This is a genomic window from Catonella morbi ATCC 51271, from assembly GCF_000160035.2.
Classification (GTDB): Bacteria; Bacillota; Clostridia; order Lachnospirales; family Lachnospiraceae; genus Catonella; species Catonella morbi.
Window position 1 is genome coordinate 685,667 of sequence record NZ_KI535367.1, and the last position, 26,843, is coordinate 712,509.

Below are 26,843 nucleotides of genomic sequence, written 5' to 3' on the forward strand. Positions count from 1 at the left end.
AGAAACTTATAGAATAATATGAAATTTATAAATAGTAGTGATTATTATGGCTCATATTTACAAATATAATTATAAGGTATTTTTACTATTTAGCCAACGTTAAAGTATACAAAAATATAAGGGTTTACTATACAGAATAAACAAAAAAACACCGCATGCCAAATTGCGCATACGGTGTAGTAAGTATCAATAAGTATAATTAGCGGTAAGCTCAGCCTTCTTGGTAAGCTGCCTGTAAAGCTCAGAATTTGCAAGCAGTTCCTCGTGTGTACCAATCGAATTTATCCTTCCTTCATCCATTAGCACTATCTTATCAGCCTTTTCTATAGAGTGCATTCTGTGAGAAATGATTACTACAGTCTTGCCTTTTATAAGGTGCTTTAAGCTTTCCTGTATCTTTGCTTCATTTTCAATATCAAGTGAAGCACTAATTTCATCAAGCAGAATGATAGGGGCATTTTTAAGCATAGCCCTTGCTATGGAAAGACGCTGTCTTTCACCACCGGAAAGCTTCATTCCGTTTTCACCGATAGGAGTATCGTAACCTTCAGCAAAGCCAAGTATAAATTCTTCGCAGCCTGCAAGCCTTGCGGCTTCCTTTACTTCTTCATCACTGGCATTTTTTCTGCCCATTCTTATATTTTCTAAGATAGAGGTGTTGAACAGGGAAACTTCCTGAAATACTATTGAGATATCATCAAATAAATCCTCGGTTTTTATTCCTTTTATATCCCTTCCGCCTATTTCTATACTTCCGCTATCATAATCGTAAAGCCTTGACATAAGCCTTAAGGCAGTAGTTTTACCACAGCCGCTCGGACCGATAAGTGCGGTAACTTCATTATGATTTGCGGTAAATGAAAGCCCGTCTATAACCTTGGTTTCAGAATTATAGCCAAAGCTTACATCCTTGAATTCTATGTCATATCCTGTAAGTTTAAAAGGTTCGCCTGCCTGAAGAGAAGTATTTCTAAGCTCTTTTATACGATTAATTCTGGCGTCTATATACATAACCTCTGCAATATTTGCATATATTCCTGCCACACCGTCCATTATTCTAGCAGCTGCTATCAGATAGCCTGTAAGATAGAGAAGGTTTATTTCTCCGGTCATATAGAGGATAGCACCCACAACTACGGTGAAACCAAGTGAAAATTTAAGGAGGGCGCTTGAGAGACTTGTAGGAAGTGCCTGTGAAATTTCTGTTATTATATGAAGCTTTTCGGTTTTGTCAATAGCATCCATTATCTTGTCGGTAGTAGCTTCTTTTCTTCCGTAGCTCTTAATTTCCTGTTGTAATTCAATGGCTTCCTGAAATGTATCTGAATTTTCACGCAGTTGTCCGTAATACTTTGTAGTAGATGAAACCTGAAGCTTTTTTGATAAAATAAGGAGGAGGAAACTAACTATAACCGGGATAATTACAGCAAGCCCAAGCTTAATATTTCCGGCTAAAAGCATAATTCCCACTATGACAAAATAAAACATAAAGCCTATTATCTCAGGTATAGAGTGGCTCATAGCATGCTCTATATCTGCCACATCATGCATTACAGTCTGTGAAAGGTCAGCTATATCATGCTTTGAAAAGTAGGAGAGAGGCAGCTCCTTAAGTATGTCGGCTATCTCTATTCTAAGATTTGCAGCTTCTTTATAGGTCTCGTTGTAAGTGGTTTTGTAGGAAAAGTTTATGAAAATATACATTATTACAGAAAGAACTCCCAGCATAATAAGGTATATTACTATGGAAAGAGCCTTATTCTCTACCACTTCATTTATAAAAAACATCAACACCGTTATCGGAAGCATATAGGCTATATACATTAAAAACGTTCCGAATGAGGCTTTTATCATGCCTTTTGCCCCGGCATCGGTAAGGGCAAACATTTCTTTTACTTTATTAGTCATATACCCTCCAATCAGTTGCTTTAGCAAACATATCCTGAAATTCCTTATAACGCCCGTTTGCAGCCATAAGTTCCTTATCTGTGCCGCGTTCTATTATCTTTCCGCCATCAACTACAAGGATTTCATCGGCATTTCTTATTGAACTCAGCCTGTGGGCTATCATGATTACTGTTTTATCCTTCATAAGGCTTGAGAAAGCACGTTGTATTTCGTATTCATTTTCAGGATCGGCAGCGGCACTTGCCTCGTCAAGGATTACTATTTTAGCATTTTTAAGTATTGCCCTTGCGATAGCTATTCTCTGGGTTTCACCACCTGAGAGATGAACTCCTTTAGCTCCTATTAGGGTATTTTCTCTTTCAGGGAATTTATCCAGGATATCATCACAGCAGGCAAGGCTTAGAGCTTTCATTACTTCTTCTTTGGAAGCCTTAGGATTTCCTATTTTTACATTTTCATATATGCTTGTCTTAAACAGCTTTGAATTTTGAAAAACGAAGGCAATATTTTTCATTATAGCATCTTCTGTATAATCACTTATAGGGTATCCGCCTATACATATCTCGCCTTCATTTACAGCGTAAAAACCGCTTATAAGCTTGGCAAGGGTAGATTTTCCACCGCCGGAAGAGCCGACTAAAGCATAGGTTTTTCCTTCTTTAAGGGTGAGACTTAAATCTTTTATTACATAATCTTCACCGTATTTAAATGAAACATTCTTAAATTCTATATCACTTGAAGTCATTTCATTTCTGTTTCCACGCAAAGGCTTGCCTTTTTCCATTTCGGCAAAAAGATTTTCGAGCTTTTCAACTGCCTGATTTGCCTGAGTGCCATACATGCTTACAAACATTATTTTCATAAAGCAGACAAAAACCGCTCCTGAAAAGCAGGCGAAGAATACTATCTTTGCAAGGATAACCTGTATATCTTCTCCTTTGTTAATAAAATAAACCGCAAAAGGTACAGCTATGGCAACAATTATATTGAAAATAATCTGAAAAAGTACATAAGGTCTTCTGCAGGACATTGAATAGTTTAAGGCATAGGCGGAGTAGTCCTTAATTGTCTTATAAAAATTTTTAAATGAAGCTATATCGGCACGGAAGATTTTAACTACCTGCATTCCCCTTACATATTCGACAGCCTCTGCATTCATTTTGTCAAGAGACTTCATATATTTGGTCATAAAGTCTTTACCGCCCATCATAGCCGCAAGCTGGAGTACACCGATTATTGCAAGAAAAAGGGTGAGGATACCCAGCCTTATATCAACAGCAAACATTGTAATAAATAAAAATACAGGAATAGTGAAGGCTGCTGTAAGGTCAGGAATCAGATGGGCAACTATCATATGTGTCTGAGTCGCATTGTCATCTATTATTTTACGTATTGTTCCGGAAGAGTTCACGTCAAAGAAGGCGAAAGAAGCATCCATAAGATGCCCGGTACCGACTTTTCTCATGTTGCTCTCGAGCCTGAAGGCTAAAATATGTGAAGCCCATAGAGATGAAAAATAGGTGACAGCGTAGGCAAGTAAAAGAGAAACTATAATAACAGCGTAATGCAGGGCACCATCGTTGTCTTTATATACTATTATTCTTTCTAAAAACCTCCAGAGATACCAAAACGGTAAAACTGCCAGTATTGAAGCAACAGTTGACAAGACTGCCGAAACATAGGCAAGATGTTTTTTCTCGGGAGCATATCCAAAGAGTTTTTTGTAAGTATTCATCTGTTTTCCTTTCATAATTGATATAGAAAATAACTGGTTAGGTCTATCTAACTGAACTAATTTTACGCTCTATGTCCAAAAAATGCAAGAAAAGATTGTATACTAACTATATTTTTTTGTGAATAATTGCAGATAAATAGAGTTGCTCTCAAAAACCTTGCTAAAAGTCGAGTTTTAGAGTATTATTGTAAATAGGGAAAATGTGGATTATATTCTCGGAGGATAAAAGTGAAAAAACATGAGAAGAGTGCTGTTTTTGATTTTATACTTATAACCATATTATTACTTTTTGCAGGCTTCATTGTGTTCTTGAAAATAGATAATTCGGTTTACAGAATAAGAGACGGAAGGAGCTTGGAAGATTTTTCGACTGCATGGTATACTGACGATAATAAAGAAATCTATTTGGAGGATATTGGCAAGTCTGCGACTAAAAACAGTAACGGTGAGCCGGAAATATATGTTTATCATACTATACCCGCATATTTGGTAAATGATACTATATTGAATTTCAGAAGTAAAAACCTGAGATTTCAGGTTATTATAGGTGATGAAGTAGTTTATGACTTTATGCCGGAGATTCAGCCTGTACTGTCAAAGGGGAACGGAAGTTGTTTTCACAGGGTTACTATAAAAAGAGAATATGCAGGTGAAAAGGTCGGGCTAAAAGTTTTTCCTATATATAATGATAGTGGAAGCCTTATAAATAAAATATACTTAGGAAGAACCTGGGATTATTTTGGTAAAATACTGGATCAGAATTTTTTTGGTTTTCAGTTTAGCTTTGTGATTATAATTATAGGTATTATATTGATTCTTATCTCTCTCTTTTTCAAGTTGAGTAATGGGCATAACGAGAGGAACAGGGTGCTTGGTATACTTACCGTAAGTGTCGGAGTCTGGGCTGCCAGTGAGACTTTGATGTTGCAGTTTATGTTTGGGTATTCGCCTCAGCTAAATGAGATTAATCATCTATTACTGATTTTTATGCCTTATTTTTTTGTGAGTTATGTTTATCAGGATTTGGAATACAGCCGTGATATTTTCCTAAAGGCATCCTTTGGGGTTACCGTTTTGGAACTGATTCTGGTAAGCACACTTAGTTTAACCGGTATTAAGGATTCGCATGAAGGCATATATATAATTCATATAGGCTTTTTTATAATAGGTGTAATGTCACTGGTAGCTGCCATTGAAAATAACGTATATTGTAAAAAAAATAAAATTAAAACCAATACACTGACAATAGCGCTTTCTATCGGAGTGTTTGCAATCAGTGCAATATGGGATATATTAAGTTATTATATTAACTACGGTGGAAGAGATAACGGAACAGTGATGAGGAGCGGCATCCTGATAGGAGTGCTGCTCCTTGTGGTAGATTCCATGCGTAAGCTTTTTGAAGGAATTAAAAAAGAGGAACTTACTGATAAAGTAGCTGAAATATCGTATAAAGATTCACTTACGGGGCTTGCCAACAGAACGGCTTTTGAAGAAAAGGAAAAGGAAATACAGAAAAAGCTTGACAATGGTGAAATTGAAAATGTACTTATATGTCAGTTTGATTTGAATGATCTGAGAAAAATTAATGATAATTACGGCCATGCTTATGGTGACCGCCACATCATAAAATGTGCCGAGATTATAAATAAGGCTTTTGGAAACAGCGGCTCTGCTTTCAGAGTAGGTGGAGATGAGTTTACTGTCTTCGTTATAGGGGATGGAACTGAATACATCTATGAGAGAGGAATATTAAAGTTAAAAGAACTTGAAAGGGAGTACAACAGGACTCCCGATTTACTTATGCCGCTTCACATTGCCTATGGACATGCCGTATATGACAAAAACGAATTTACAAGCTTAGAAAAGGCCGGAATTGAAGCGGATAAGAGAATGTATGAATGTAAAGATAGGATGAAGAAAGGAGCAATAGTTTAATGGAATTAAGAGATAGGTTTGAGAAACTGTCAGCAAAGCTTTATGGGAGACCTGTAAGACAGTGTACGGAGGCAGAGCTTTTCCACACATTGTTGGTATTTACTAAAGAGCTTATGGCTGATAAAAAGCAGATAACAGGAGAGAGGAAACTCTACTACATTTCTGCGGAATTTCTTATTGGTAAACTACTGAGCAATAACCTTATAAATCTCGGTGTATATGATGAAATAGAGAAAGTATTAAATGAATCGGGAAAAAGCATAGCTATGTTGGAGAACTTGGAACCTGAGCCATCACTCGGAAACGGTGGTCTCGGAAGACTTGCTGCCTGCTTCCTTGATTCTATAGCCAGCCTTGGACTTAATGGTTGCGGTGTCGGTCTTTTATATCATTTTGGATTATTTAAACAGATATTTAATAACCATCTTCAGAATGCAGTCAGAAATGAATGGATTACCGATCAGTCCTGGCTTACAAAGACTGATTTAAGCTTCGATGTTAAATTCGGTGACAGAACAGTAAGATCAACTATGTACGATATAGATGTAGTCGGCTATGACAACGGTATAGGTAAGCTCCATCTTTTTGATGTAAACTCTGTGGATGAGAGCCTTGTAGGAAACGGAATTGATTTTGACAAAAATAATATTGAGAAAAATTTAACACTTTTCCTCTATCCTGATGATTCAGATGAGGCGGGTCATCTTCTCCGTATCTATCAGCAGTATTTTATGGTAAGCAATGCTGCAAGACTTATAATTAAGGATATGAAGGATGCAGGTCATGATCTACATGAGCTTCATAAGTATGCAGTAGTTCAGATTAATGATACCCATCCTACCATGGTTATCCCTGAACTTATCAGAATTCTTACTCAGGAAGAATACTTTACTATGGATGATGCAATAGAGGTAGTAAGCAAGACCTGTGCTTATACAAACCATACCATCCTTGCGGAGGCTCTTGAGAAATGGCCAATGAGCTATCTTGAAAAGGTAGTTCCTGTGCTTGTGCCTATAATCAAGGAACTTAACAACAGAATAAGAAAGAATAATCCGGATCCGGTTATTCAGATTATAGATGATGAAAATAAAGTCCATATGGCACATATCGACATCCATTACGGTTTTTCAACCAATGGTGTTGCGGCTATACATACCGATATTCTTAAGGATTCGGAGCTCAGTCATTTTTATAAGCTTTATCCTGAGAGATTTAACAATAAGACCAACGGTATTACCTTTAGAAGATGGCTGCTGTCCTGTAACCATGGGCTTGCAAAGCTTTTTGATGAAACGATTGGAACCGGATACAGAAAAGATGCTACAGAACTTAAAAAGCTTCTTGACCACAAGGATGACCAAGTTTTCCTTGATAAGTTAGATGAAGTAAAGAAGGCTAACAAGCAGGCTTTTGTCGATTATGTAAGAAAGACGGAAGGCGTAGAGCTTGATCCTAACTCTGTATTTGATGTACAGGTTAAGCGTCTCCATGAGTACAAGCGTCAGCAGATGAATGCACTTTACATCATTCATAAGTATCTTGAGATTAAAGCGGGAAAGAAGCCTGAGACTCCTGTTACCTGTATCTTTGGCGCAAAGGCTGCTCCTGCATATGTAATAGCTAAGGATATTATCCACCTTATTCTTGTGCTTCAGGAGATAATCAATAAGGATCCTGAGGTAAGCCCATACCTTAAGGTGCTTATGGTTACAAACTACAATGTAAGTTATGCAGAGAAGATAATTCCTGCCTGCGATATATCAGAGCAGATTTCTCTTGCTTCTAAAGAGGCAAGCGGTACTTCAAACATGAAGTTTATGTTAAACGGTGCAATTACACTCGGAACAGATGACGGTGCCAATGTGGAAATCCATGACTTTGTAGGTGATGAGAATATCTACATCTTTGGTGCAAAATCTGACGAGGTAATTGAACATTATAAAAAGGCTGATTATGTGTCTCGTGATATTTACAACAAATCGAAGGTGGTTAAAGATGCTGTAGACTTTATTGTAAGTGACAAGGCTTTACAGGTTGGCAATAAAGAGAATCTTGAGAGACTTTACAATGATATTATTAATAAGGACTGGTTTATGGCACTTCTTGACCTTGAGGACTATATTGCAAAGAAAGATGAGATTCTTAAGGATTATGCAGACAGAGAAAAGTGGAAGAGAATGGTGGTTGTAAATATGGCAAATGCCGGCTTCTTCTCGTCTGACAGAACAATTGAAGAATATAATAAAGATATCTGGAAACTTAAATAGTATCCGATAAGTATATGTGCAGGTGCCAAAAGTATTTGCCCCCATTGATACAGGATTGTTGCAGTTTTGATTCTCGTAATCCTTGTAAAAAAATGGCTGCTTATTCATATTTTGTGAGTGTCAAAAGATAATAAATTCTCTTGCAAGTAAGCCGCAATCAAATATTTATACTTTTGACACTTGTATCATATGTAAAGCAGTATTCAAATTTTGGCACTTGTCTTATAAATTTATATGGTAAATATCGGAGAAAGGACAATTTATGAGAAGTTGTGGAGTACTTTTACCGGTTAGTTCATTGCCTTCGGAATACGGAATCGGCTGTTTTTCCAAAGAGGCATATGAGTTTGTGGATAAGCTTGCAGAGGCAGGACAGGGATATTGGCAGATACTTCCTTTGGGACCGACCAGTTACGGAGACAGCCCGTATCAGTCATTTTCTACTTATGCAGGAAATCCATATTTTGTAGACCTTGAAGAACTTGCTAAACTTGGTCTCATAAAAGAGGCAGAGCTTAAGAAGTTTAATTTTGGCAAGAATTCTAAAAAGATTGACTACGAAAAGATATATAATTCAAGATTTAAGGCGCTTAAAACAGCCTTCGATAATGCTAAAAAGCTTATTAAATCAGGTAAATTTAAGCTTGAAGGCAGTGAAAGTCTTGAGAAGTTTAAGAAGGCAAACAGTCTTTGGATTGACAATTATTCACTTTTTATGGCTATAAAGGATTCTCAAAACGGAGTATCCTGGAGTGAGTGGGAGGAAGGACTCAGACTTCGCAAGCCTGAGACACTTAAAAAGTACAAAGAAAAACTGGCTGATGAGATAGAATTCTACGTATTCATTCAGTGGATGTTTGATGTACAGTGGAAGAAGCTTAAAAAATATGCTAATGATAAGGGAATAAAGATAATTGGTGATGTGCCTATCTATGTGGCCTTTGACTCGGCGGATGCTTGGGCAAACCCGGAACTTTTCCAGTTTGATGAAAATTTTACCCCGATAGCGGTTGCAGGCTGTCCGCCTGATGCCTTTTCTGCTACAGGTCAGCTTTGGGGCAACCCGCTCTATGACTGGGATTATCATAAGAAGACCGACTACGAGTGGTGGATGAAGCGTATGGCAAGGGCTTTTGAGCTTTATGATACTGTAAGAATAGATCATTTCAGAGGTTTTGACACCTATTATTCCATTCCTTACGGCAGAAAAGATGCTGTAGTAGGCAAATGGAAAAAGGGTGCGGGCTATGCTCTTTTTGCAAGGATGAAGGAAGTGCTGGGAGAGGTGGATGTGATAGCTGAGGATCTTGGTTATCTTACTCCTTCTGTAATAAAGCTTGTTAAGCGTACCGGATATCCGGGCATGAAGGTTATTCATTTTGCTTTCTACGGCGGAGCAGAAACTACCTATCTTCCGCACAATCATGTTGCTAATTCTGTTGTATATACAGGTACACACGATAATGAGACAACTCGAGGTTGGTATCGTGGCTTGGATAAAAAGGTAAAGAAATTTGCAAATGAATACCTTAATATTCAGACTGAAGATGAGAAAGAGATTGTGTGGGAGATTATCAGAAATGCTTATATGAGTGTGGGCAATCTCACCATCATTCCAATGCAGGATTTCCTCTGTATTGACAATCAGGCCAGAATAAATACTCCGTCTACTCTTGGCGGTAATTGGGAGTGGAGAATGGGTAAGAAGGATTTTACATCAAAGCTTGCAAAAAGAATGCTGAAGCTTGCCACAACTTATGGCAGGGCTGCAGAAAGAAGGGAAACTAAGGGGAAATAATGAATCCGTTCACTTTATTTAAGTACAAATCAAAACTTGAAGGCAATCACCCCAAGGCAGCGGAATTTATAAAAAGAGTTATAATGCCCGGACTTCCGGAAGGTACAATAGTCGAAGTCTCCGTAACCAAACCCGGTGAGGATACAAAGACATCCAATATAAGGGTAACCCAAGATGATATTGATATCTTTGAGGAGTTAAGGAAGAATAAGGGTAAGTAAAATATAGTTTATTCTAAGAAGAGGAGAAAGGCTCAGGTCTTTTTCCTCTTTTGCTTGAAAGTGTAAAAAAATTATGTTATCATTATTTCATTGTTTGATTCTATTTTAATTTACTATTTCTTAGATTTCGTTTCAGAAATCAAATCTCACTAAAAATATTAAGGTCAGGGGTGTACTGTGGCTTATTTTTGTATGCCCCAATTTTTTTAATACCTAAATAGATTTAAGTTTAGGATAACTTGTTGTGTATTGTTAAGAAAAGAGGTAAAATGAAGAATAAAGATATAATTGAAAAAATGTTATTGGGTTTCAATGATGTGTTTGCAGATGTTGTAAACGGAGCTGTATTTGACGGAAAAGAGGTTGTAAAAAGTGAGGAATTGTCGGATGTAAGCCCTGTTACACAGTTTAAGGATGATGAAAGTAATCACCGCGAGCAAATCAGAGATGTTGCCAAATTGTGGGAGAAAAAGGGAGTGATATTTTCCTTCATTGGTATTGAAAACCAGACAAATCCTGATAAGGATATGATATTAAGAGTGATTTCTTATGACGGCGCAACTTACAAAGGCCAAATAGGAAACGAGCATATTTATCCTGTATTTACGATTGTAATTTACTGGGGTAAAAGTGAATGGAAGGCTCCTACAACGCTTAAAGATAGGCTTGATTGTCCTGATGAACTTATAGATATAGTTTCTGACCATAAATTTAAGCTTATTGATATGGTAAGGCTATCAGATGAAGATATAGAAAAGTACAAAGGTGACTTTAATCTGATTGCGGGAATTATAGGAAATCCTGACAGTTATGAGCCTGAGAACAGAGAAATTAAACATCCGGAAGTAGTTTTAGATTTATTGGATGCGGTGATAGGGGATGAAAGATTTGGAGAAATAAAAGAAGAGATTGTAAATATCAAAAAAGAAGGGAGAAAGGTGGATATGTGTGAGTTTTTAGATAAGATTGAAAACCGTGGAGTTGAAAAAGGAAAGCTTGAAGGAAAGCTTGAGGGCAGAAACGAGGGAGAAGAACTTGCAACCTTCCGCATAGCTAAGAATTTTAAAGATAGCAAGGTTGATGTAGAAATTATAGTAAAGGCGACAGGACTTACTAAAGAGCAGATAGAAGCATTATAAGAAGACTATAAAAAACACTTTGAATTTTTTATTTTCCAATCGGATAATTTGTGATATAATGTGAACACTTAACGACGACGCACCTTAGGTGCTAGTACCTTTAGGTAGCGCGGTATCTAAGCACTTAGTGACGACGCACCGCAGGTGCTAGTGTTGTGCAAGCGAGCCGCTTTTGGCGAGGACTGAACTTAGTGCTTATGATGAACTATTATGGCATTAAATGAAATGGAGGTAGTTATGGGTATAGAAAAGGATGAAAACCTGCCTTATATGGTTATTCCGATAGAAATGGAAGATGGTTCCGAGGTTGAATGTGAAGTGCTTGCTATCTTTCCTGTAGATGGAAAGCAGTATATCGCACTTGTAGATAAAGACAATGATGACAGTGATATCTGGATGTATAGATTTGTACCGGTAGGAGAAGAAGAGTTTAACATAGAAGATATTGAAGACGATAAGGAATTTGAAAAGGTAGAAGATGCCTTTAATCAAATGGTAGAGGCTGCTGAGATAGATGCCGTAATTGATGAAAAAGAATAAATTTAGAGATTTATTATATAATATACTAGGAGATAAAAAAATGAAACAGGTAAGAACAAGATACGCACCAAGTCCAACAGGAAGAATGCACGTAGGAAATTTAAGAACGGCTCTTTATGAGTTTCTTATAGCTAAGCACGAAGGAGGCTCATTTCTGCTAAGAATAGAAGATACGGACAGAGAAAGATTTGTGCCGGAAGCCCTTGATATCATTTATAATACAATGAAGGCTACAGGACTTAAACATGATGAAGGCCCTGACATAGGCGGAGACTATGGACCTTATGTGCAGAGTGAAAGACAGGCAGCAGGCATTTACCTTAAATATGCAAAAGAACTTGTAGAAAAGGGAGAAGCATACTATTGCTTCTGTGATAAAGAAAGACTTGAAAGCCTTAAGCAGACCATTGAAGGAAAGGAAGTAATGGTCTATGACAAGCATTGTCTCCATCTTCCAAAAGAAGAGATAGAGAAAAATCTTGCAGAGGGCAAGCCTTATGTTATACGTCAGAATATTCCAAGAGAGGGTACTACTACTTTTAAGGATGAGGTTTACGGAGAGATAACAGCACCAAACTCTGAGCTTGATGACCAGGTACTTATTAAATCGGACGGCTACCCAACCTACAACTTTGCAAATGTAGTAGATGACCACCTTATGGGCATTACACATGTAGTACGCGGAAATGAGTATCTTTCCTCTACACCTAAGTACAACAGACTTTATGAGGCATTTGGCTGGGAAATACCTACCTATATTCATTGTCCTCTTATTACAAACGAGGATCATCAGAAGCTCTCAAAACGCAGCGGGCATAGTTCATACGAAGATTTGATTGAGCAGGGCTTTGTACCTGAGGCAGTAGTGAACTTCATAGCCCTTTTAGGCTGGAGTGCAGAAAGCGGAACTGAGATTTTTGACCTTGAAGGACTTATAAGAGAGTTTGATTATACCAGAATAAATAAATCTCCGGCTGTATTTGACATGGTTAAGCTGCGCTGGATGAATGGTGAGTATCTTAAGGCTATGGATTTTGACAGATTTTATGAGATGGCACTTCCATATCTTAAAGAGGTTATAACAAAAGACCTTGACCTTAAGAAGATAGCAGAGCTTGTAAAGACCAGAATAGAAGTTCTACCTGACCTTAAAGAGCATATAGATTTCTTTGAGGAACTGCCTGATTATGATATAGCCATGTATACACATAAGAAGATGAAAACTAACAGCGAAAGTTCCTTGCAGGTACTTCGCGACCTGCTTCCGTTACTTGAAGCAAGTGATGATTACTCAAGAGAAGGTGTTGAAGTTGTACTTATGGGTTACATCCAGGATAAGGGTATAAAGAACGGACAGGGACTTTGGCCTATAAGAACCGCTGTTTCGGGTAAGCAGATGACACCGGGCGGAGCTTATGAGATAATGGAAATTCTTGGCAAGGAAGAAAGCTTAAGAAGAGTAAGAATAGGTATAGAAAAGCTTAGTAAGGCTGTTGAGGGCTAATATTAAATTTTAGCTACGAGCATTGAATCTAGTGATAAACTTGCTTGTAAGGGAATATTTTTTAGAAATATTATTGTTATTAACATCCTGTGAAATATCGTAATTATGCCATAGGCACCAGATTACGATGTATCACAGGATGTTTGGTACTATCCCAAAACTCACAGACTGAAAATGGCTTATCCTATTGTACTATGAGGGATAAGAGGTTTGTGGCCTGTGGGGTTAATAATTTGGGATTTTATCGTTACAGGATTGCTACAGTTTCGCTTCTCGCAATCCTTGTAAAATATAGTTTTTTGAAATAATAGGAGGAAATGTGGAGTACAGTAAACCACAGTTAGAAGCAGTAAGGCACGTAGATGGACCTATGATGGTGCTTGCCGGGCCGGGCTCAGGAAAAACGGCAGTAATTACGGGCAGGGTGCGTTATCTTTTGGAAGAAATGAAGATTGCACCACAGACAATTCTTGTTATAACTTTCACAAAGGCGGCAGCCATGGAAATGAAGGAACGCTTTGTAAAATTGATGGGAGAGCCTAAGGGAGTGCAGTTTGCTACCTTTCACTCGGTATTTTTTATGATACTCAGGGTTTCTTACGGATACGGAGTAGATCAGATAATTACTGAGGAAATGACAAGAAATTTCTTAAAAGAAAAAATCAGAAGTTTAGACCTTGAAGAGGGTGATGAGAAGGATTTTATCAAAAATGTTATCGGAGAAATAAGCAGGGTAAAATCTGAAGGGGTAGCCATAGAGAATTATTACTCACTTAACTGCCCGGAGGAAGCATTTAGGGATATATTCAAGTCTTACGAAGCCTTTATGAAGGAAAGAGGACTGATTGATTTTGATGATATGATGTTGCTTTGCGACAAACTGTTTAATGACTATCCCCATATTCTTGAGGCCTGGCAGAGCAAGTTTAAGTATATTCTTATAGATGAATTTCAGGATGTATCCAAGCTTCAGTTTGAACTTGTAAGGAAGATGTCAAAGCCCCTTAATAACATTTTCATAGTAGGTGATGATGACCAGAGCATATACCGCTTTAGAGGGGCAAAGCCTGAGATTATGCTTGGCTTTGAGAAAATCTATCCTGATTGTAAAAAGGTTTTGTTAAATGAAAATTACCGTTCTACAGAGTCAATTCTAAATTTCGCAGGAAGTGTAATTCATAAAAATAAACAACGCTTTGATAAGAAGATAATAGCGGCAAAGGGTGTAAGAGGAAATCTGCCGGTTATCAAAAGTTTTACTGACAGAAGAACAGAAGATACTGCGATAGTAAAGGATATAATAAAGTCGCACGAGGCAGGAATTCCATTTTCTGAAATGGCTATAGTATATAGGACAAATATCGCTGCAAGACCGGTGGTAGTAAAGCTTATAGAGTACAATATTCCATTTATTATGAAAGAAATGGCTCCAAGCATTTATAATCATTTTATAGCAAAAAATATAATGGATTACCTTGAAATAGCAAATGGGGACAGGGCAAGGAGCAGATTTTTAAATATAATGAACCGCCCGAACCGCTATCTTACAAGAGAAAGTCTTGCCGATGCAGTTGTACTTAATAAGGATAAGGTCGAATATGTAAGTTTTATCAAATGGACAGCAGCTTATAAGGGGCGTAACTGGATGGCTGAAAGAATAAATACCTTGCAGTTTCATCTTGCAAAACTGGCTGAACTTTCACCATTTGGTGCAATCCACTATATCCGTAAGGTAATAGGCTATGATAAATTTTTAACAGACTATGCAGATGAAAGACATATAGATGCAGATGAACTGTTTGAAATCTTAGAGGAAATTGAGGAAGCTGCAAAGCCTTTTAATACTCTGAAGGAGTGGAAGGAAAGCATAGAAGACTTTAATAAAAAGCAGAAAGAAGAGTTTGAAAAAAATAAAAATACCGACAGGGATGCCGTAGTTATCTCAACCATGCATGGCTGTAAGGGACTTGAGTTTGAAAAAGTTTATATCCCTGAAGTGGTAGAAGGTATAATTCCGTACAAAAAAGCTATAAGACAGTCGGATATAGAAGAAGAGAGAAGGCTTTTCTATGTGGCTATTACAAGGGCAAAGAAGGAACTTATGATTACCTATCCTAAAAATTTATATGGGAAGGATAAAGAGGTTTCGCCGTTTTTGAGGGAGTATTTGGGGTAGGAGAAATCTGTCGGTTATAACTGACAAAAATGTAAAAATGGGGTTAAATGTCAGTTGTAGGTGACAGATTAGGGAGTTTTTATGTTATGTCTGAGATATGTCAGATAGGAGAGTTTGTTTAAAATAAAGTAAATAAAAATTGACAAAATACCTCTTTATGTTTAATATTATAGACATAAGGAGGTATTTTTATGCCTAAAAAGTCAATCGTATTGTTACCGGAAACTGAAAATATACTTGCTCAAATGGGCGAGCAGATAAAATTAGCAAGATTAAGAAGAAAGATATCTGCAGAACTTGTTGCAGAGAGGGCAGGAATTAGCAGGGCAACACTTGTGTCTATAGAAAAAGGTGCACCATCTGTGGCAATAGGTTGCTATGCGGCAGTATTACATGCACTTAATTACATGGATAAAGATTTGTTGTTGGTTGCAAAAGATGATGAATTGGGGAGAAAGCTGCAGGATTTAGGACTGACGGTGAGTAAGAGAGTGAATAAGAAAAGGTAAATATATGGAAAAGAATTGTATTCAGTATGGCAGTATCAAATACTGATGATCATTTTAGAAATCATGGATTTATCTTATCAGAAGGTGGTTGGGGATTGTCTCCGCTTTATGATGTGAATCCGGATATATATGGGGAATATCTGTCTTTGAATGTAGATTCTGATAATGCAGATATAGATTTTGAGTTGGCGATAGAAGCAGCTAAATATTATGGTATTGAGAAAAAAGAGGCTGTTAGACAGGTAGACTTGGTCAAGGGAATAGTTAGAAATAACTGGCAGATTTTGGCTAAGAAATATGGAATAGGCAGAGGTGAGATTGATAGGATGAAGGTGGCATTTAAGGTGTGTGAGGGATGAGGTGTTATGTAAAGTTTTAATAAAACAGGAAAAGTATGTGGGGAAATAGACAAATTGCCTTAATTTTACTTGCAATATTTTATAATTATGGTAAAATTCCTAAGAAAAGTATCAGATTCAGAGCAGACAGAAAGAGCGGCTTTATGCAAAATGTAAAACTGCTCTGAATGTGATTCTTTTCGATTGTACCAAGCCGCGGAACTTTAGCAGCAATATAGATATAGCTTATCTTGATAGTTGGAGTTGAATATAGAGGAAAATACTTGACTGTTAAATAATATTTAAGCAGAGATTGAAGAGGAGAGAAATGATAATACTTTTGTTTGGGATTTCAAATGTAGGCAAAAGTACAGTAGGTAAAATAGTTGCTGATACGCTTAAAATTCCTTTTTATGATTTGGATGATGAAATAAAAAAGCTTTATAATATTACGCTTGAAGAATTTGTAAGTACAGGAACTTTAAGGGAGAGAGATGAAAAAAGAGGAAGACTTATAGGAAATATCATAAAAAATAATGATAACTGTTTAATAGCTGTTACGCCAATTTCTCATAAAGAGTATTTTTCTGATTTTCTTAATATGAATAATATTATTGCAATTGAAATAACAGATTCAGCCAAAAATATATTTGATCGTTTAGTATTCAGTGATGAAGACGATAATATTTATGAGGATATTGAATATAAAAATCTTCATAAAGCTCATTACATACGTGAAATAAGAGCAGATATTGCGTGGTTTAGTAAAGTATATGAAAAAATAAAAAATAAATGTAGTGTAAATAATCTTTCCCCAGAGCAGGTAGCAGAGAAAATGATTGCCTCATATAACTTAAAAAAATTACTTCATATACAATAGACTTAGAAAAGAGGTACCCCTGTGAAAACCACCAAGCCTGACTACGGTCTTAATGAAATAGAATTTGCCATCTTCTGTATAGAAAATATAGCAACCAGCCTTAATAAAGACTCGGTAGAAACTTATGATATATTAAAAACTACCGGTATTTTAGACGAATATATCTTACCTTGCTATGATGTACTCCACACCCAGGGGAAGGACTATATCATAAATGATATTATCGAACTAATGAAGAGAAAAGGGGTAGAAGAGAGGAGTGATAAAGTATGAATGCCCACCCAATCCTATTACAGAAGAAATATGCCAGAATAGTAGTATCCTATGCAAAAGAACGTAATAAAACAGTTGAAGAAGCCCTGGATTACTTTTATCACTCAATTGTCTACACACTTATGAGCAAAGGTATCTCTGATATGCATTGTATGAGTGATGCTTACTTAGTTGAAGAACTGATACTAAGAGAAAATGAACCAAATAGAATTCCAAGAAAAGATGAATAATATGAACCCAACCAACCTACTATTATACCTATACGCCACAGCAGCCCACTACCCGTATAAACCAGCCTTTATAAGCGAAACTTCTGTCTTTACCTTTTCAGAACTTAAATCAAAAACTGAAATAATAGGAAGTTTCATAGCTGATAAAAATATTTACAACGAGCCTGTCCTTATCTTTATGGAAAAGTCCCCGGAGGAAATTTCGGCTCTTTTGGGAGTAATTTGTTCAGGGAATTACTATGTGGCACTTGACCTTGAAATGACTTATACAAGACTTAGCCACATCATAGACATAACGGAATCAAAACTGATGATTTGCGATAAATATACCGAGGCAAAGGCTGAAAGTTTGGGTTTTAAAGGTAAAATTTATAATTATGATGAGATAATTACAGGAGAAATAGACCATGAAGCCTTGTTAAAAATTTATCAAAACTGTAAGGATACAGATCCGGTCTATCTAGTATTTACCTCCGGTTCAACAGGTGTACCAAAGGGAGTTATGGCAAGCCACAGAAATGTAGTAGACTATATAGAAGGACTGGGAGAGGTACTAGAATGTGACGAAAACACTATTTTTGGCAATCAGGCACCCTTATACTTAGATGCCAGCTTAAAAGATATTTATACTACACTTAAATACGGTGCGACCACTTATTTCATCCCTAAAAAGCTTTTTATGGCACCGGTTAAGCTTATAGAATATCTTAACGAGCATAAAATAAACACCATCTGTTTTGTAGCTTCGGCTCTTACAATATTTACAAAGCTTTCCGCCTTTGAGTACGCAAAGCCAAAGTATCTTAGGGTAATTGCCTTTGGCGGTGAAGTATTTCCGCTAAGCCATTTGAAACAGTGGATGAAAGCCTGTCCTAAGGCAAAATTTATCAACCTTTACGGAGCCACCGAATGTACAGGAATGAGTAGTTACTATGTAGTTGATAATGTTGAAAGACTTGAAAATAGCATACCTATAGGGAAACCGCTTCCTGATACAGAAATTTTCCTTATTGATGAAGAAGGAAACCCGATAGTGAAGTTACTTCCTGATACAGAGATTTCCATTATTGATAAAGAAGGAAACCCTACAGTAAAACAGCTGGCTGACATGGAGATTTTCCGGCAGGACAAAAAAGACCTGGCAACAGAAGAACCGCTTCCTGACACAAAGTTTTCTCAAATTGTCGATGAAGGCAAGACTGTGGAAAAAAGCTTGCAGGGCGAAATCTGTATCGGTGGAACAGGGCTTGCACTTGGATATTATAAAGATGTAGAAAAAACTAAAGAAAAATTTGTTAAAAATCCGCTAAATGATGGAATGTCTAAACTTATTTACAAGACAGGTGATATAGGCTATTATGGAGAGGACGGAGAAATTTACTTTGCGGGGCGTAAGGATAATCAGATTAAGCACAGGGGTTACCGGATAGAACTTGAGGAGATAGAAGCCTGTGGGAATGAGATTTCGGGAGTGGAAAGAGGAGTTTGTCATTATGATAATGATAAAGAGGTAATAATATTTTTCTACGAGGGTAGTATAGAGCCTGACAAAGTAAAAGAATATTTTAGAAATAAACTCGCAGGCTATATGGTTCCGGGGAAAATAGTAAAGCTTGCTAAACTTCCTAATATGGCAGGTGGCAAGATAGACAGAAAGGCTTTAGCAGTATTACTCCATAGTCCTGGCAGAAAGCCGTTTATCCTGCCGAACTATGCCGAATAAGAGGTATGTGGCCTACGGTGTGAATAATTTGGTTATAATAATGCAAGTGCCGAAAGTATAAAGTTTTGTGCAAGTTTGCAGGTGAAAAAATATTATACCTTTGATACCGTAATTTTGATAAGAGAGGCTGCCCATGAATAAAACCGAATTACTTAATATTTTACAGGACATCCACCCTGAGATTGATTATGAAAACGAGAGAAATCTCATTGATAACGGAATTTTTGACTCATTTGACATTGTAACTCTTATATCGGAGATAGTCGCAAATTTTGACATAAAAGTACCTGCAAATGAGATTACACCTGATAATTTTAACTCTTTAGAAGCTATTATGGCATTACTGGAGAAATTGGAGTAAAAATGCTATTTGTATCCTATGAGTTCGTGGCTTTTTTAATTATTTTTATAATCTGCTATTACACCGTATTTAAGAGGTTTCAATGGCAGTTTTTATTAGTTGGCAGTATTTTGTTTTATTTTTTTGCCGGTAAAATTTATCTTATATATATGGCTCTGGTTACTGCCGGAGTTTATTTTGCGAGTTTAAAAACAGATGATTCGTACTTAAAAATATCAGGAGAAAAAGTAAAAGATACTAAAAGGTCAAAAACCTCTGTTTTGCAACAACCCAAAACCTGGCTTTATTTTGGCTTATTTTTTAGCTTGGGAACTCTGATAGTTGTAAAATATTCCGATTTTGTTATCTCAAATATTAATTTTATATTCAATGAATTTACAGGCAATGCACTGTTAAAATCCCTTAATATTATTTTACCTATGGGAATTTCTTTCTATACATTTAAGAGCATAAGCTACCTTGTAGATGTGTATCGCAGAAAATATAGGGCAGAAAGAAACTTTTTTAAATTTGCCCTTTATATATCGTTTTTCCCACAGCTCATACAAGGTCCTATAAGCAGATTTGATGCTATATCAAAGTCTCTTTTTATCAGGCATAATTATAATCACAAAAACTTTATCAGGGGATTTTACAGGCTTTTATGGGGATATTTTAAGAAAATGGTAGTAGCAGACCGTATAATGCCTGCTGTTCTTACTATTATTTCCGATTCTGAAACCTATAACGGAGCCTTTGCGTTCTTAGGAATTATGTTTTATGCTATACAGATTTATGCAGATTTTTCGGGTGGTATAGATATAACCATAGCTATAGCTGAAATGCTTGGTATTAAGGTTGAAGAGAATTTCATCAGACCTTATTTTTCAAAAAATATAAAAGAGTACTGGAGACGTTGGCATATAACTATGGGTAGCTGGTTTAGGGATTATGTATTCTATCCGGTTTCGGTATCAAATCCTATGCTGAAGCTTTCCAAATTTTCGAGAAAGTATTTTGGCAAAAATATAGGAAAGCGTGTGCCTGTCTACATTTCAGCTCTTACTGTCTGGTTTCTTACGGGACTTTGGCATGGAGCAGGCTGGAATTTTGTGGTATGGGGGCTTTTAAATGGTATATGTATTCTGATTTCAGATGAGCTTAAAGGCTTGTATGCGGTTTTTCATAAGTTTATACCTGTTAAAAATCTGCCGTTTAGGCTCTATGATGCGTTTTCGGCTCTGCGTACCGTCTTTATAATGAGCAGTATCAGGATGCTTGACTGTTATAAGGATGTGGGCACTGCTTTTAAGGCATTTTTTAGTATATTAAGGGTAAATAATTGGGATAGGATATTAGTTGCCGACTTAGGAATAAAAGTAGCTGATTATGCGGTTATAGGAATTGGAGTCATTGTTATATTTTTAACAAGTATGGCTTCAAGAAAGATTGATATAAGAGATAGAATATTAGGGAAGAATGAAGTGCTTTGGTATCCGTTACTTGCCCTGCTTTTTATTGCAATCTTGATTTTTGGAGTTTATGGTATAGGGTATGACAGCTCACAGTTTATTTACAACAGATTTTAGGAGGGTAAATGAAAAGGAAGATTTATATAATTTCTGCCATATTTATAACCTTAGCCCTTCTTTTTATTCTTCAAAAGCTTCTTATACCTAAATACATAGACGATATTCCTGAAGGCGCCTTGGTTGGTGAATATTATAAAGAAGAGAAAAATCATGATGTGCTGTTTGTCGGCGATTGTGAGGTTTACGAAACTTTTTCGCCAAAGGTATTGTGGGAAGAGTACGGGATTAAAAGCTATATCAGAGGAAGTGCAAATCAGCTAATCTGGCAGTCGTACTATCTTTTGGAAGAAATGCTAAAGTATGAAAAGCCAAAAGTCGTAGTCTACAATGTGCTTGCTATGAAATACGGAGAGCCGCAGAAGGAGAGCTACAACAGGATGACTCTTGACGGTATGAAATGGTCAGCTTCCAAGATTAAAGCGATAAAGGCTTCAATGCTTCCTGAGGAGAAATTTATTACCTATGTTTTTCCTTTGCTTCGTTTTCATTCCCGTTGGAGTGAGTTAAAAGAAGAAGATTTTAAGTATATTTTTAATAAGCCTATAGTATCACAGAGCGGTTATCTTGTGAATAAAGGGGTACAGCCTGTGGATAAAGTACCTACAGGAAAGCCTTTAGCTGATTACAATTTACCTGAGATTTCCTATAAGTATCTGGATAAAATGGTGAAGCTTTGCAAGGAAAATGATGTGGAACTGATTTTAATGAAAGCTCCGTTACTTTATCCGTACTGGTATAAAGAATGGGACGAGCAGATAAAAAACTATGCGAAAAAGAATGGTTTAACCTATATTAATTATCTGAACTTAACAGACGAAGTAGGGATTGATTACTCTAAGGACACTTATGACGGAGGGCTTCATTTGAATGTGTATGGGGCTGAGAAGATGAGCAGGTATTTTGGTAAATTCTTGAATAACCCAACACTTCATGCTATACTTAACTAACCAATATTTCTAATAAAAAGGAGCAAAAATATGGAAGGTATGTACAGTGTACCATTGTCGGAACTTATAGAAAAAATGGGACTTGAGAATCTCACACCGGGGATTGATACAGAAAATATTTTAATTAAACATATAGATGTGAACCGTCCGGCGCTTCAGCTTGCAGGTTTTTTTGACTATTTTGATTCAGAGCGTATTCAGGTCATAGGTAATGTTGAGTATGCCTTTCTTAAAAGAAAAAATGAGGAAGACGGTATAAAGGTAGTTACAAAACTTATGGATTATAAGATTCCATGCCTTATTTTCTGCAGGGGTATTGAAGTGCATGAGAAGATTCTTGCTGCTGCTCTTGAAAAGGGAGTTCCCGTACTTTGGACAGATAAGGCAACATCCGCTTTTATGGCTGAAGCTATCCGCTATATGCGTCATCAGCTTGCACCTAGAATATCCATACATGGTGTATTCGTAGATATTTATGGTGAGGGAGTGCTTATTATGGGAGAGAGCGGTATAGGTAAGAGTGAGGCTGCTCTTGAGCTTATAAAGCGTGGACACCGTCTTGTATCAGATGATGTTGTAGAAATAAAGAAAATAAGTGAAGATACCTTAGTGGGTACAGCTCCTGAGATAACCAAGCATCTTATAGAGCTTAGAGGTATAGGAATTATTGATGTGAGGACTCTGTTCGGTTTTGCAAGTGTCAAGAATTTTCAAAACATTGACCTTATAATCAAGCTTATGGAATGGGATAAGGAATATGAATTTGACAGACTGGGACTTGAAGAACAGTATACTGAGATTCTTGGAATAAATCTTATAAGCCATAGTATACCAATTCGTCCGGGCAGAAACCTTGCGATTATCTGTGAGGCAGCAGCGGTAAACAATCGTCAGAAGAAGATGGGTTACAATGCGGCTAAGGAGTTCTACGACAGAGTAACATCAAATATAATGAAAAACAGAGACATATAGTAATTTGAAAATTATAAAATTTAACTTAGAAGCAAGATTATAATTTGGGCTTATACAGTAAAAGAATTTGAATTGTATATTGATGTGGGTGTCAAAAGATAATAACTTCTTTTGCAAGCAGGCTCATGCGAATTTTATATTTTGATACTTGCATCATTTATTAAAATGTTGTTAAAGGAGAAGATCATGGGTAAATTTTGTTTTGGAGTGGATATAGGCGGAACTTCAGTTAAACTTGGAATGTTTACATTAAAGGGAGAACTTATTTCCAAGTGGGAAATACCAACCTTGCCGGAAAGCGTGCTTTCTGATGTGGCAAGGTCAATAGAGGATAGATTTACAGATGAATATCAAAAGAAGGATTGTGAGGGTATAGGTATAGATGTTCCCGGACCGGTAACCGGAGATGGAGTGGTTTCACAGTGCGTAAATATGCACTGGGGCAGGACTGATGTTAAGTCAGAAATTGAAAAACTTACAGGTCTTAAGGCTCTGGTTGCAAATGATGCCAATGCTGCTGCACTCGGAGAAATGTGGCAGGGAGGCGGTAAAGGGCATGAAAGTCTTATTATGGTAACTCTTGGAACCGGTGTAGGCGGCGGAGTAATTATAGATGGCAAGATAATTGCCGGCTCAAACGGAGCTGCCGGAGAGATTGGTCATATCTGTGTAAATCCAAATGAAGAAGCTTCCTGTAATTGTGGAAAAAAAGGCTGTCTTGAACAGTATGCATCCGCAACAGGCATAGTCCGCCTTGCTAAGCTTGAAATGGTGGAAGGAAAGAATTCTACTATTTTAGCGGATATTGACGGATTTTCAGCTAAGGACGTATTGGATGCGGCTAAGAAGAAGGATGCCATAGGTCTTGATGTACTGGATAAGCTTGGCTGGTATCTTGCCTTTGCCTGTGCAGGAATGGCGCAGACAGTAGATCCTGAGGTGTTTGTAGTGGGCGGAGGAGTGTCTAAGGCAGGCGAAATAATCATCAAGGCGATTACCAAGTACTACAATGAATTTGTAATGGATGCGTTAAAAAATAAAGAATTCAGACTTGCAACACTGGGAAATGATGCAGGCATTTATGGCTGTGCAGCTATGATAGCAGGAAAGAAGATAGGATAATGAATAAAGAATTTATGAAAGGGCTTCAAAACATTTTATGTGGCGAAGCCATATTTTTAAATGAAGATATGAGAAAGCACACCAGCTTTAAGATAGGTGGTCCTGCTGAAGTTTTTCTTGAAATTGATAATATAGAAGAACTTATTAAGGTGACAAATTACTGCAAGAAAGAGGGAGCAGACTTCTTTGTTATAGGAAACGGAAGTAATCTTCTGGTGGCCGATGAAGGGGTGGATGGAGTTATTATCCACCTTACAGGTAAGCTTGCAGAAGCCGGTGTGGAAGAAGATAAGTTAAGGGCAGGAGCAGGGCTTAGCCTTGCGGCACTTGCAGCTTTTACTGTGGAGAAAGAGCTTTCAGGACTTGAATTTGCGGCAGGAATACCGGGGTCGGTCGGCGGCGCAATTTATATGAATGCAGGTGCCTATGGCGGCGAAATGAAGGATGTGGTAACTGGTGTCTACATGATTATAGATGGTGAGCTTAAGTATTATTCGGCAGAAAAAATGGACTTTTCTTACCGTCACAGCATAGTGCAGGGGCTTAAAAATGCTATAGTGGTAACTGTAGAGTTTAAGCTTGAGCCCGGTAAAAGAGAAGATATTGAAGAAAAAATAAATGAACTAAATGCGAAAAGAAGAGAAAAGCAGCCACTTGATTATCCAAGTGCAGGTTCTACATTTAAACGTCCTGAAACAGGTTACGCTTCTCAGCTTATAGAAGAAGCAGGACTTAAGGGAACAAGGGTAGGCGGTGCGGAGGTATCAAAGAAGCATAGCGGCTTCATTATAAATGCAGACAATGCAACAGCAAAGGATGTAAAAAAGTTAATATCTTACGTACAAAAGGTAGTTGAAGAAAAAAGCGGAGTGAAGCTCTATCCGGAGGTAAAAATGCTATGAAAGCAGCAAAACTGGTTATAGTTACAGGAATGTCAGGGGCAGGCAAAACAACCGCCCTTAAAAGTCTTGAAGATGCAGGTTATTTTTGTGTGGACAATCTTCCTGTTGACTTTCTGGTAGATTTTGCCAAGCTGACAAAGACTAAAGGAGAGCATACGGGCACAGCTGTAGGAATAGATATAAGAAGCGGTTCAGGACTTGACAAATTGTCAGGGATTTTGCCTGAGGTAAAAAATGAAGGAGCAGAAATCCTCTTTATGGAAGCCTCTGATGAAAGTCTGATCAGAAGGTATAAAGAGACAAGGAGAACACATCCGCTTTCAGGTACAGGAAGGATAGAAGCAGGAATAGCCAGAGAGAGAGAAAGACTTCTTTTCTTAAAAGAAAATGCAGATTATGTAATTGATACAAGCAGGCTCTTGACAAGAGAATTAAGGGCGGAGTTATATAAAATATTTATCAATGAAGAAAAGTATAATGGTTTTGTGACTACTATACTTTCTTTTGGTTATAAATATGGAATACCGTCTGATGCAGATCTTGTATTTGATGTGAGATTTTTACCAAATCCGTTTTATATACCTGAACTTAAGGAAAAAACCGGAAATGATAAAGAGGTATATGAGTATGTAATGTCATCAGAGGCTGCAAGACAGTTTCTTTCAAAGCTTACCGATATGGTGGATTTTCTGCTTCCTAATTATATGGCTGAGGGGAAGAATCAACTGGTTATAGGAATAGGATGCACGGGAGGAAAACACAGGTCGGTGACTCTTGCAAATGCACTGCTTGAGTGGTTTAGGGATACTGAATATAAGGCAAGGATAGAACACAGGGAGATTTAATATGTCCTTTTCAGCGGAAGTTAAGGAAGAGCTTACGGAATATATTCCGAGAGGCAGACATTGTCAGATAGCGGAATTGGCAGCCATTATAGTTTTTTGCGGCAGAATAAGAATCACGGAAACGGGGAACTACAGACTGCTTATTCACACAGAAAATATATTTACCGGCAGAAAATTTTACACACTTTTAGAGAAAGCTTTTGGAATTAAGGGAGAGGTTTCTATAAGAAGAAGCTCTGTTAAAAATACGCTTATTTACACGATTCTGATTAAAAACAAGGAAGCCGCAGAGGTACTTGCGGGAATCAAGTTTTTAGACAAAGATGGAAGCTTAAGAGACGATTATTCACTGGTTTCAAATCTGATAGTGCAAAATAACTGCTGTAAAAAGGCCTTTGTCAGAGGGGCTTTTTTAGCTGCCGGTTCCATAGGAGATCCTGAAAAGAGTTATCACTTTGAAATAGTTGTAAAAGATGAAACACAGGCGGAGGAACTGATTACTATTCTTTCCGAGCTTAAAATAAATGCAAAACCGGTAAAAAGAAAGAACCATTATCCGGTTTATTTGAAAGAAAGTGATGTAATTTCTGAGTTTCTTGGCATTACCGAAGCACATATTTCACTTATGAAATTTGAAAATGTGAGAATATATAAAGAGGTTAAAAACAAGGTAAACCGAAAGGTAAACTGTGAGACAGCCAATATAAAAAAGACTGCATCCGCAGCGGCAAAACAGCTTGATGACATATATTATCTGAAAAACATAAATAAACTGGACAAATTGCCGGATGGATTAAAGGAGCTTGCAAAGCTTCGTATGGAAAATCCTGATGCCACCTTAAAGGAACTTGGAGAGCTTTTAAGTGAGCCGCTTGGCAAGTCGGGAGTGAACCACAGATTAAATAAAATCAGTCAGATAGCAGAAGAAAACAGGGTTTAGA

Annotated in this window: 24 protein-coding genes; 22 read left to right on the plus strand and 2 right to left on the minus strand. The window is 37.1% G+C overall.

What is annotated here, in order from left to right:
- Positions 1–186 precede the first annotated feature (186 nt).
- Positions 187–1,908 (minus strand): ABC transporter ATP-binding protein, encoded by a 1,722-nt coding sequence (locus GCWU000282_RS06605; RefSeq protein ID WP_023354275.1) that lies wholly within the window; start codon positions 1,906–1,908, stop codon positions 187–189.
- Positions 1,901–3,643, minus strand: coding sequence for an ABC transporter ATP-binding protein (locus GCWU000282_RS06610; protein WP_035039687.1), 1,743 nt, complete (start codon positions 3,641–3,643; stop codon positions 1,901–1,903). The genes GCWU000282_RS06605 and GCWU000282_RS06610 overlap by 8 nt, the downstream gene beginning before the upstream one ends.
- Positions 3,644–3,871: 228 nt before the next feature.
- Here GCWU000282_RS06610 and GCWU000282_RS06615 point away from each other — a divergent pair, with 228 nt between their 5' ends.
- From GCWU000282_RS06615 to whiA, 22 genes are all read left to right on the plus strand, one after another.
- Positions 3,872–5,581 (plus strand): GGDEF domain-containing protein, encoded by a 1,710-nt coding sequence (locus GCWU000282_RS06615; RefSeq protein WP_023354277.1) that lies wholly within the window; start codon positions 3,872–3,874, stop codon positions 5,579–5,581.
- The gene (locus GCWU000282_RS06620; RefSeq protein WP_023354278.1) at positions 5,581–7,851 is read left to right on the plus strand and encodes a glycogen/starch/alpha-glucan phosphorylase; all 2,271 of its coding nucleotides are present in this window, start codon (positions 5,581–5,583) and stop codon (positions 7,849–7,851) included. Before GCWU000282_RS06615 ends, GCWU000282_RS06620 begins: the two co-directional genes overlap by 1 nt.
- Before the next feature lie 262 nt (positions 7,852–8,113).
- Positions 8,114–9,649 (plus strand): 4-alpha-glucanotransferase, encoded by a 1,536-nt coding sequence (gene malQ, locus GCWU000282_RS06625; protein WP_023354279.1) that lies wholly within the window; start codon positions 8,114–8,116, stop codon positions 9,647–9,649.
- A complete protein-coding gene (locus GCWU000282_RS06630) occupies positions 9,649–9,870 on the plus strand; it encodes a hypothetical protein (RefSeq protein WP_023354280.1) in 222 nt (73 codons plus the stop codon). The genes malQ and GCWU000282_RS06630 overlap by 1 nt, the downstream gene beginning before the upstream one ends.
- Before the next feature lie 269 nt (positions 9,871–10,139).
- On the plus strand, positions 10,140–11,009 hold the full coding sequence (locus tag GCWU000282_RS06635; protein WP_023354281.1) for an Rpn family recombination-promoting nuclease/putative transposase: 870 nt from the start codon (positions 10,140–10,142) through the stop codon (positions 11,007–11,009).
- 210 nt (positions 11,010–11,219) lie between these two features.
- Positions 11,220–11,549 (plus strand): DUF1292 domain-containing protein, encoded by a 330-nt coding sequence (locus GCWU000282_RS06640; RefSeq protein ID WP_023354282.1) that lies wholly within the window; start codon positions 11,220–11,222, stop codon positions 11,547–11,549.
- A 40-nt stretch (positions 11,550–11,589) separates the two neighbouring features.
- Positions 11,590–13,053: a glutamate--tRNA ligase gene (gltX, locus tag GCWU000282_RS06645; RefSeq protein WP_035039692.1), complete on the plus strand. Its 1,464-nt coding sequence runs from the start codon at positions 11,590–11,592 to the stop codon at positions 13,051–13,053.
- A gap of 319 nt (positions 13,054–13,372) precedes the next feature.
- On the plus strand, positions 13,373–15,229 hold the full coding sequence (locus tag GCWU000282_RS06650) for an ATP-dependent helicase (protein ID WP_023354284.1): 1,857 nt from the start codon (positions 13,373–13,375) through the stop codon (positions 15,227–15,229).
- A gap of 191 nt (positions 15,230–15,420) precedes the next feature.
- On the plus strand, positions 15,421–15,738 hold the full coding sequence (locus GCWU000282_RS06655; RefSeq protein WP_023354285.1) for a helix-turn-helix domain-containing protein: 318 nt from the start codon (positions 15,421–15,423) through the stop codon (positions 15,736–15,738).
- Positions 15,739–15,740: 2 nt separating this feature from the next.
- Positions 15,741–16,097 carry a HipA domain-containing protein gene (locus GCWU000282_RS06660; RefSeq protein ID WP_278246407.1) on the plus strand — a complete coding sequence of 119 codons (357 nt, stop codon included), beginning with the start codon at positions 15,741–15,743 and terminating at the stop codon, positions 16,095–16,097.
- Positions 16,098–16,404: 307 nt separating this feature from the next.
- Entirely contained in the window at positions 16,405–16,956 is a 552-nt protein-coding gene (locus GCWU000282_RS06665) for a shikimate kinase (protein ID WP_023354288.1), read from the plus strand.
- Positions 16,957–16,977: 21 nt separating this feature from the next.
- Positions 16,978–17,229 carry a DUF3791 domain-containing protein gene (locus tag GCWU000282_RS06670; protein ID WP_023354289.1) on the plus strand — a complete coding sequence of 84 codons (252 nt, stop codon included), beginning with the start codon at positions 16,978–16,980 and terminating at the stop codon, positions 17,227–17,229.
- A complete protein-coding gene (locus tag GCWU000282_RS06675) occupies positions 17,226–17,459 on the plus strand; it encodes a DUF3791 domain-containing protein (protein WP_023354290.1) in 234 nt (77 codons plus the stop codon). The genes GCWU000282_RS06670 and GCWU000282_RS06675 overlap by 4 nt, the downstream gene beginning before the upstream one ends.
- Before the next feature lies 1 nt (position 17,460).
- Positions 17,461–19,182, plus strand: a complete 1,722-nt coding sequence (locus GCWU000282_RS06680; RefSeq protein ID WP_169730263.1) for an AMP-binding protein — start codon at positions 17,461–17,463, stop codon at positions 19,180–19,182.
- A gap of 133 nt (positions 19,183–19,315) precedes the next feature.
- Positions 19,316–19,543, plus strand: coding sequence for an acyl carrier protein (locus GCWU000282_RS06685; protein ID WP_023354292.1), 228 nt, complete (start codon positions 19,316–19,318; stop codon positions 19,541–19,543).
- Between the two features lie 2 nt (positions 19,544–19,545).
- Positions 19,546–21,111, plus strand: a complete 1,566-nt coding sequence (locus GCWU000282_RS06690) for an MBOAT family O-acyltransferase (protein ID WP_023354293.1) — start codon at positions 19,546–19,548, stop codon at positions 21,109–21,111.
- Between the two features lie 8 nt (positions 21,112–21,119).
- A complete protein-coding gene (locus GCWU000282_RS06695) occupies positions 21,120–22,061 on the plus strand; it encodes an SGNH/GDSL hydrolase family protein (RefSeq protein WP_023354294.1) in 942 nt (313 codons plus the stop codon).
- A gap of 39 nt (positions 22,062–22,100) precedes the next feature.
- Positions 22,101–23,033 carry an HPr(Ser) kinase/phosphatase gene (gene hprK / locus GCWU000282_RS06700; protein ID WP_035039887.1) on the plus strand — a complete coding sequence of 311 codons (933 nt, stop codon included), beginning with the start codon at positions 22,101–22,103 and terminating at the stop codon, positions 23,031–23,033.
- A gap of 186 nt (positions 23,034–23,219) precedes the next feature.
- A complete protein-coding gene (locus GCWU000282_RS06705; protein WP_051384143.1) occupies positions 23,220–24,155 on the plus strand; it encodes an ROK family glucokinase in 936 nt (311 codons plus the stop codon).
- A complete protein-coding gene (murB, locus tag GCWU000282_RS06710; protein ID WP_023354297.1) occupies positions 24,155–25,057 on the plus strand; it encodes a UDP-N-acetylmuramate dehydrogenase in 903 nt (300 codons plus the stop codon). Before GCWU000282_RS06705 ends, murB begins: the two co-directional genes overlap by 1 nt.
- The gene (rapZ, locus tag GCWU000282_RS06715; RefSeq protein ID WP_023354298.1) at positions 25,054–25,902 is read left to right on the plus strand and encodes an RNase adapter RapZ; all 849 of its coding nucleotides are present in this window, start codon (positions 25,054–25,056) and stop codon (positions 25,900–25,902) included. Before murB ends, rapZ begins: the two co-directional genes overlap by 4 nt.
- Before the next feature lies 1 nt (position 25,903).
- A complete protein-coding gene (whiA, locus tag GCWU000282_RS06720; protein WP_023354299.1) occupies positions 25,904–26,842 on the plus strand; it encodes a DNA-binding protein WhiA in 939 nt (312 codons plus the stop codon).
- Position 26,843: the final 1 nt, after the last annotated feature.

Coding starts and splice junctions, on each gene's coding strand:
- GCWU000282_RS06705 (WP_051384143.1), top strand. CDS start 23,220: ATGGGTAAATTTTGTTTTGGAGTGGATATAGGCGGAACTTCAGTTAAA.
- GCWU000282_RS06610 (WP_035039687.1), bottom strand. CDS start 3,643: ATGAATACTTACAAAAAACTCTTTGGATATGCTCCCGAGAAAAAACAT.
- malQ (WP_023354279.1), top strand. CDS start 8,114: ATGAGAAGTTGTGGAGTACTTTTACCGGTTAGTTCATTGCCTTCGGAA.
- GCWU000282_RS06695 (WP_023354294.1), top strand. CDS start 21,120: ATGAAAAGGAAGATTTATATAATTTCTGCCATATTTATAACCTTAGCC.
- GCWU000282_RS06680 (WP_169730263.1), top strand. CDS start 17,461: ATGAACCCAACCAACCTACTATTATACCTATACGCCACAGCAGCCCAC.
- rapZ (WP_023354298.1), top strand. CDS start 25,054: ATGAAAGCAGCAAAACTGGTTATAGTTACAGGAATGTCAGGGGCAGGC.
- GCWU000282_RS06635 (WP_023354281.1), top strand. CDS start 10,140: ATGAAGAATAAAGATATAATTGAAAAAATGTTATTGGGTTTCAATGAT.
- hprK (WP_035039887.1), top strand. CDS start 22,101: ATGTACAGTGTACCATTGTCGGAACTTATAGAAAAAATGGGACTTGAG.
- GCWU000282_RS06630 (WP_023354280.1), top strand. CDS start 9,649: ATGAATCCGTTCACTTTATTTAAGTACAAATCAAAACTTGAAGGCAAT.
- GCWU000282_RS06640 (WP_023354282.1), top strand. CDS start 11,220: ATGGCATTAAATGAAATGGAGGTAGTTATGGGTATAGAAAAGGATGAA.
- gltX (WP_035039692.1), top strand. CDS start 11,590: ATGAAACAGGTAAGAACAAGATACGCACCAAGTCCAACAGGAAGAATG.
- murB (WP_023354297.1), top strand. CDS start 24,155: ATGAATAAAGAATTTATGAAAGGGCTTCAAAACATTTTATGTGGCGAA.
- GCWU000282_RS06690 (WP_023354293.1), top strand. CDS start 19,546: ATGCTATTTGTATCCTATGAGTTCGTGGCTTTTTTAATTATTTTTATA.
- whiA (WP_023354299.1), top strand. CDS start 25,904: ATGTCCTTTTCAGCGGAAGTTAAGGAAGAGCTTACGGAATATATTCCG.
- GCWU000282_RS06655 (WP_023354285.1), top strand. CDS start 15,421: ATGCCTAAAAAGTCAATCGTATTGTTACCGGAAACTGAAAATATACTT.
- GCWU000282_RS06620 (WP_023354278.1), top strand. CDS start 5,581: ATGGAATTAAGAGATAGGTTTGAGAAACTGTCAGCAAAGCTTTATGGG.
- GCWU000282_RS06605 (WP_023354275.1), bottom strand. CDS start 1,908: ATGACTAATAAAGTAAAAGAAATGTTTGCCCTTACCGATGCCGGGGCA.
- GCWU000282_RS06675 (WP_023354290.1), top strand. CDS start 17,226: ATGAATGCCCACCCAATCCTATTACAGAAGAAATATGCCAGAATAGTA.
- GCWU000282_RS06665 (WP_023354288.1), top strand. CDS start 16,405: ATGATAATACTTTTGTTTGGGATTTCAAATGTAGGCAAAAGTACAGTA.
- GCWU000282_RS06685 (WP_023354292.1), top strand. CDS start 19,316: ATGAATAAAACCGAATTACTTAATATTTTACAGGACATCCACCCTGAG.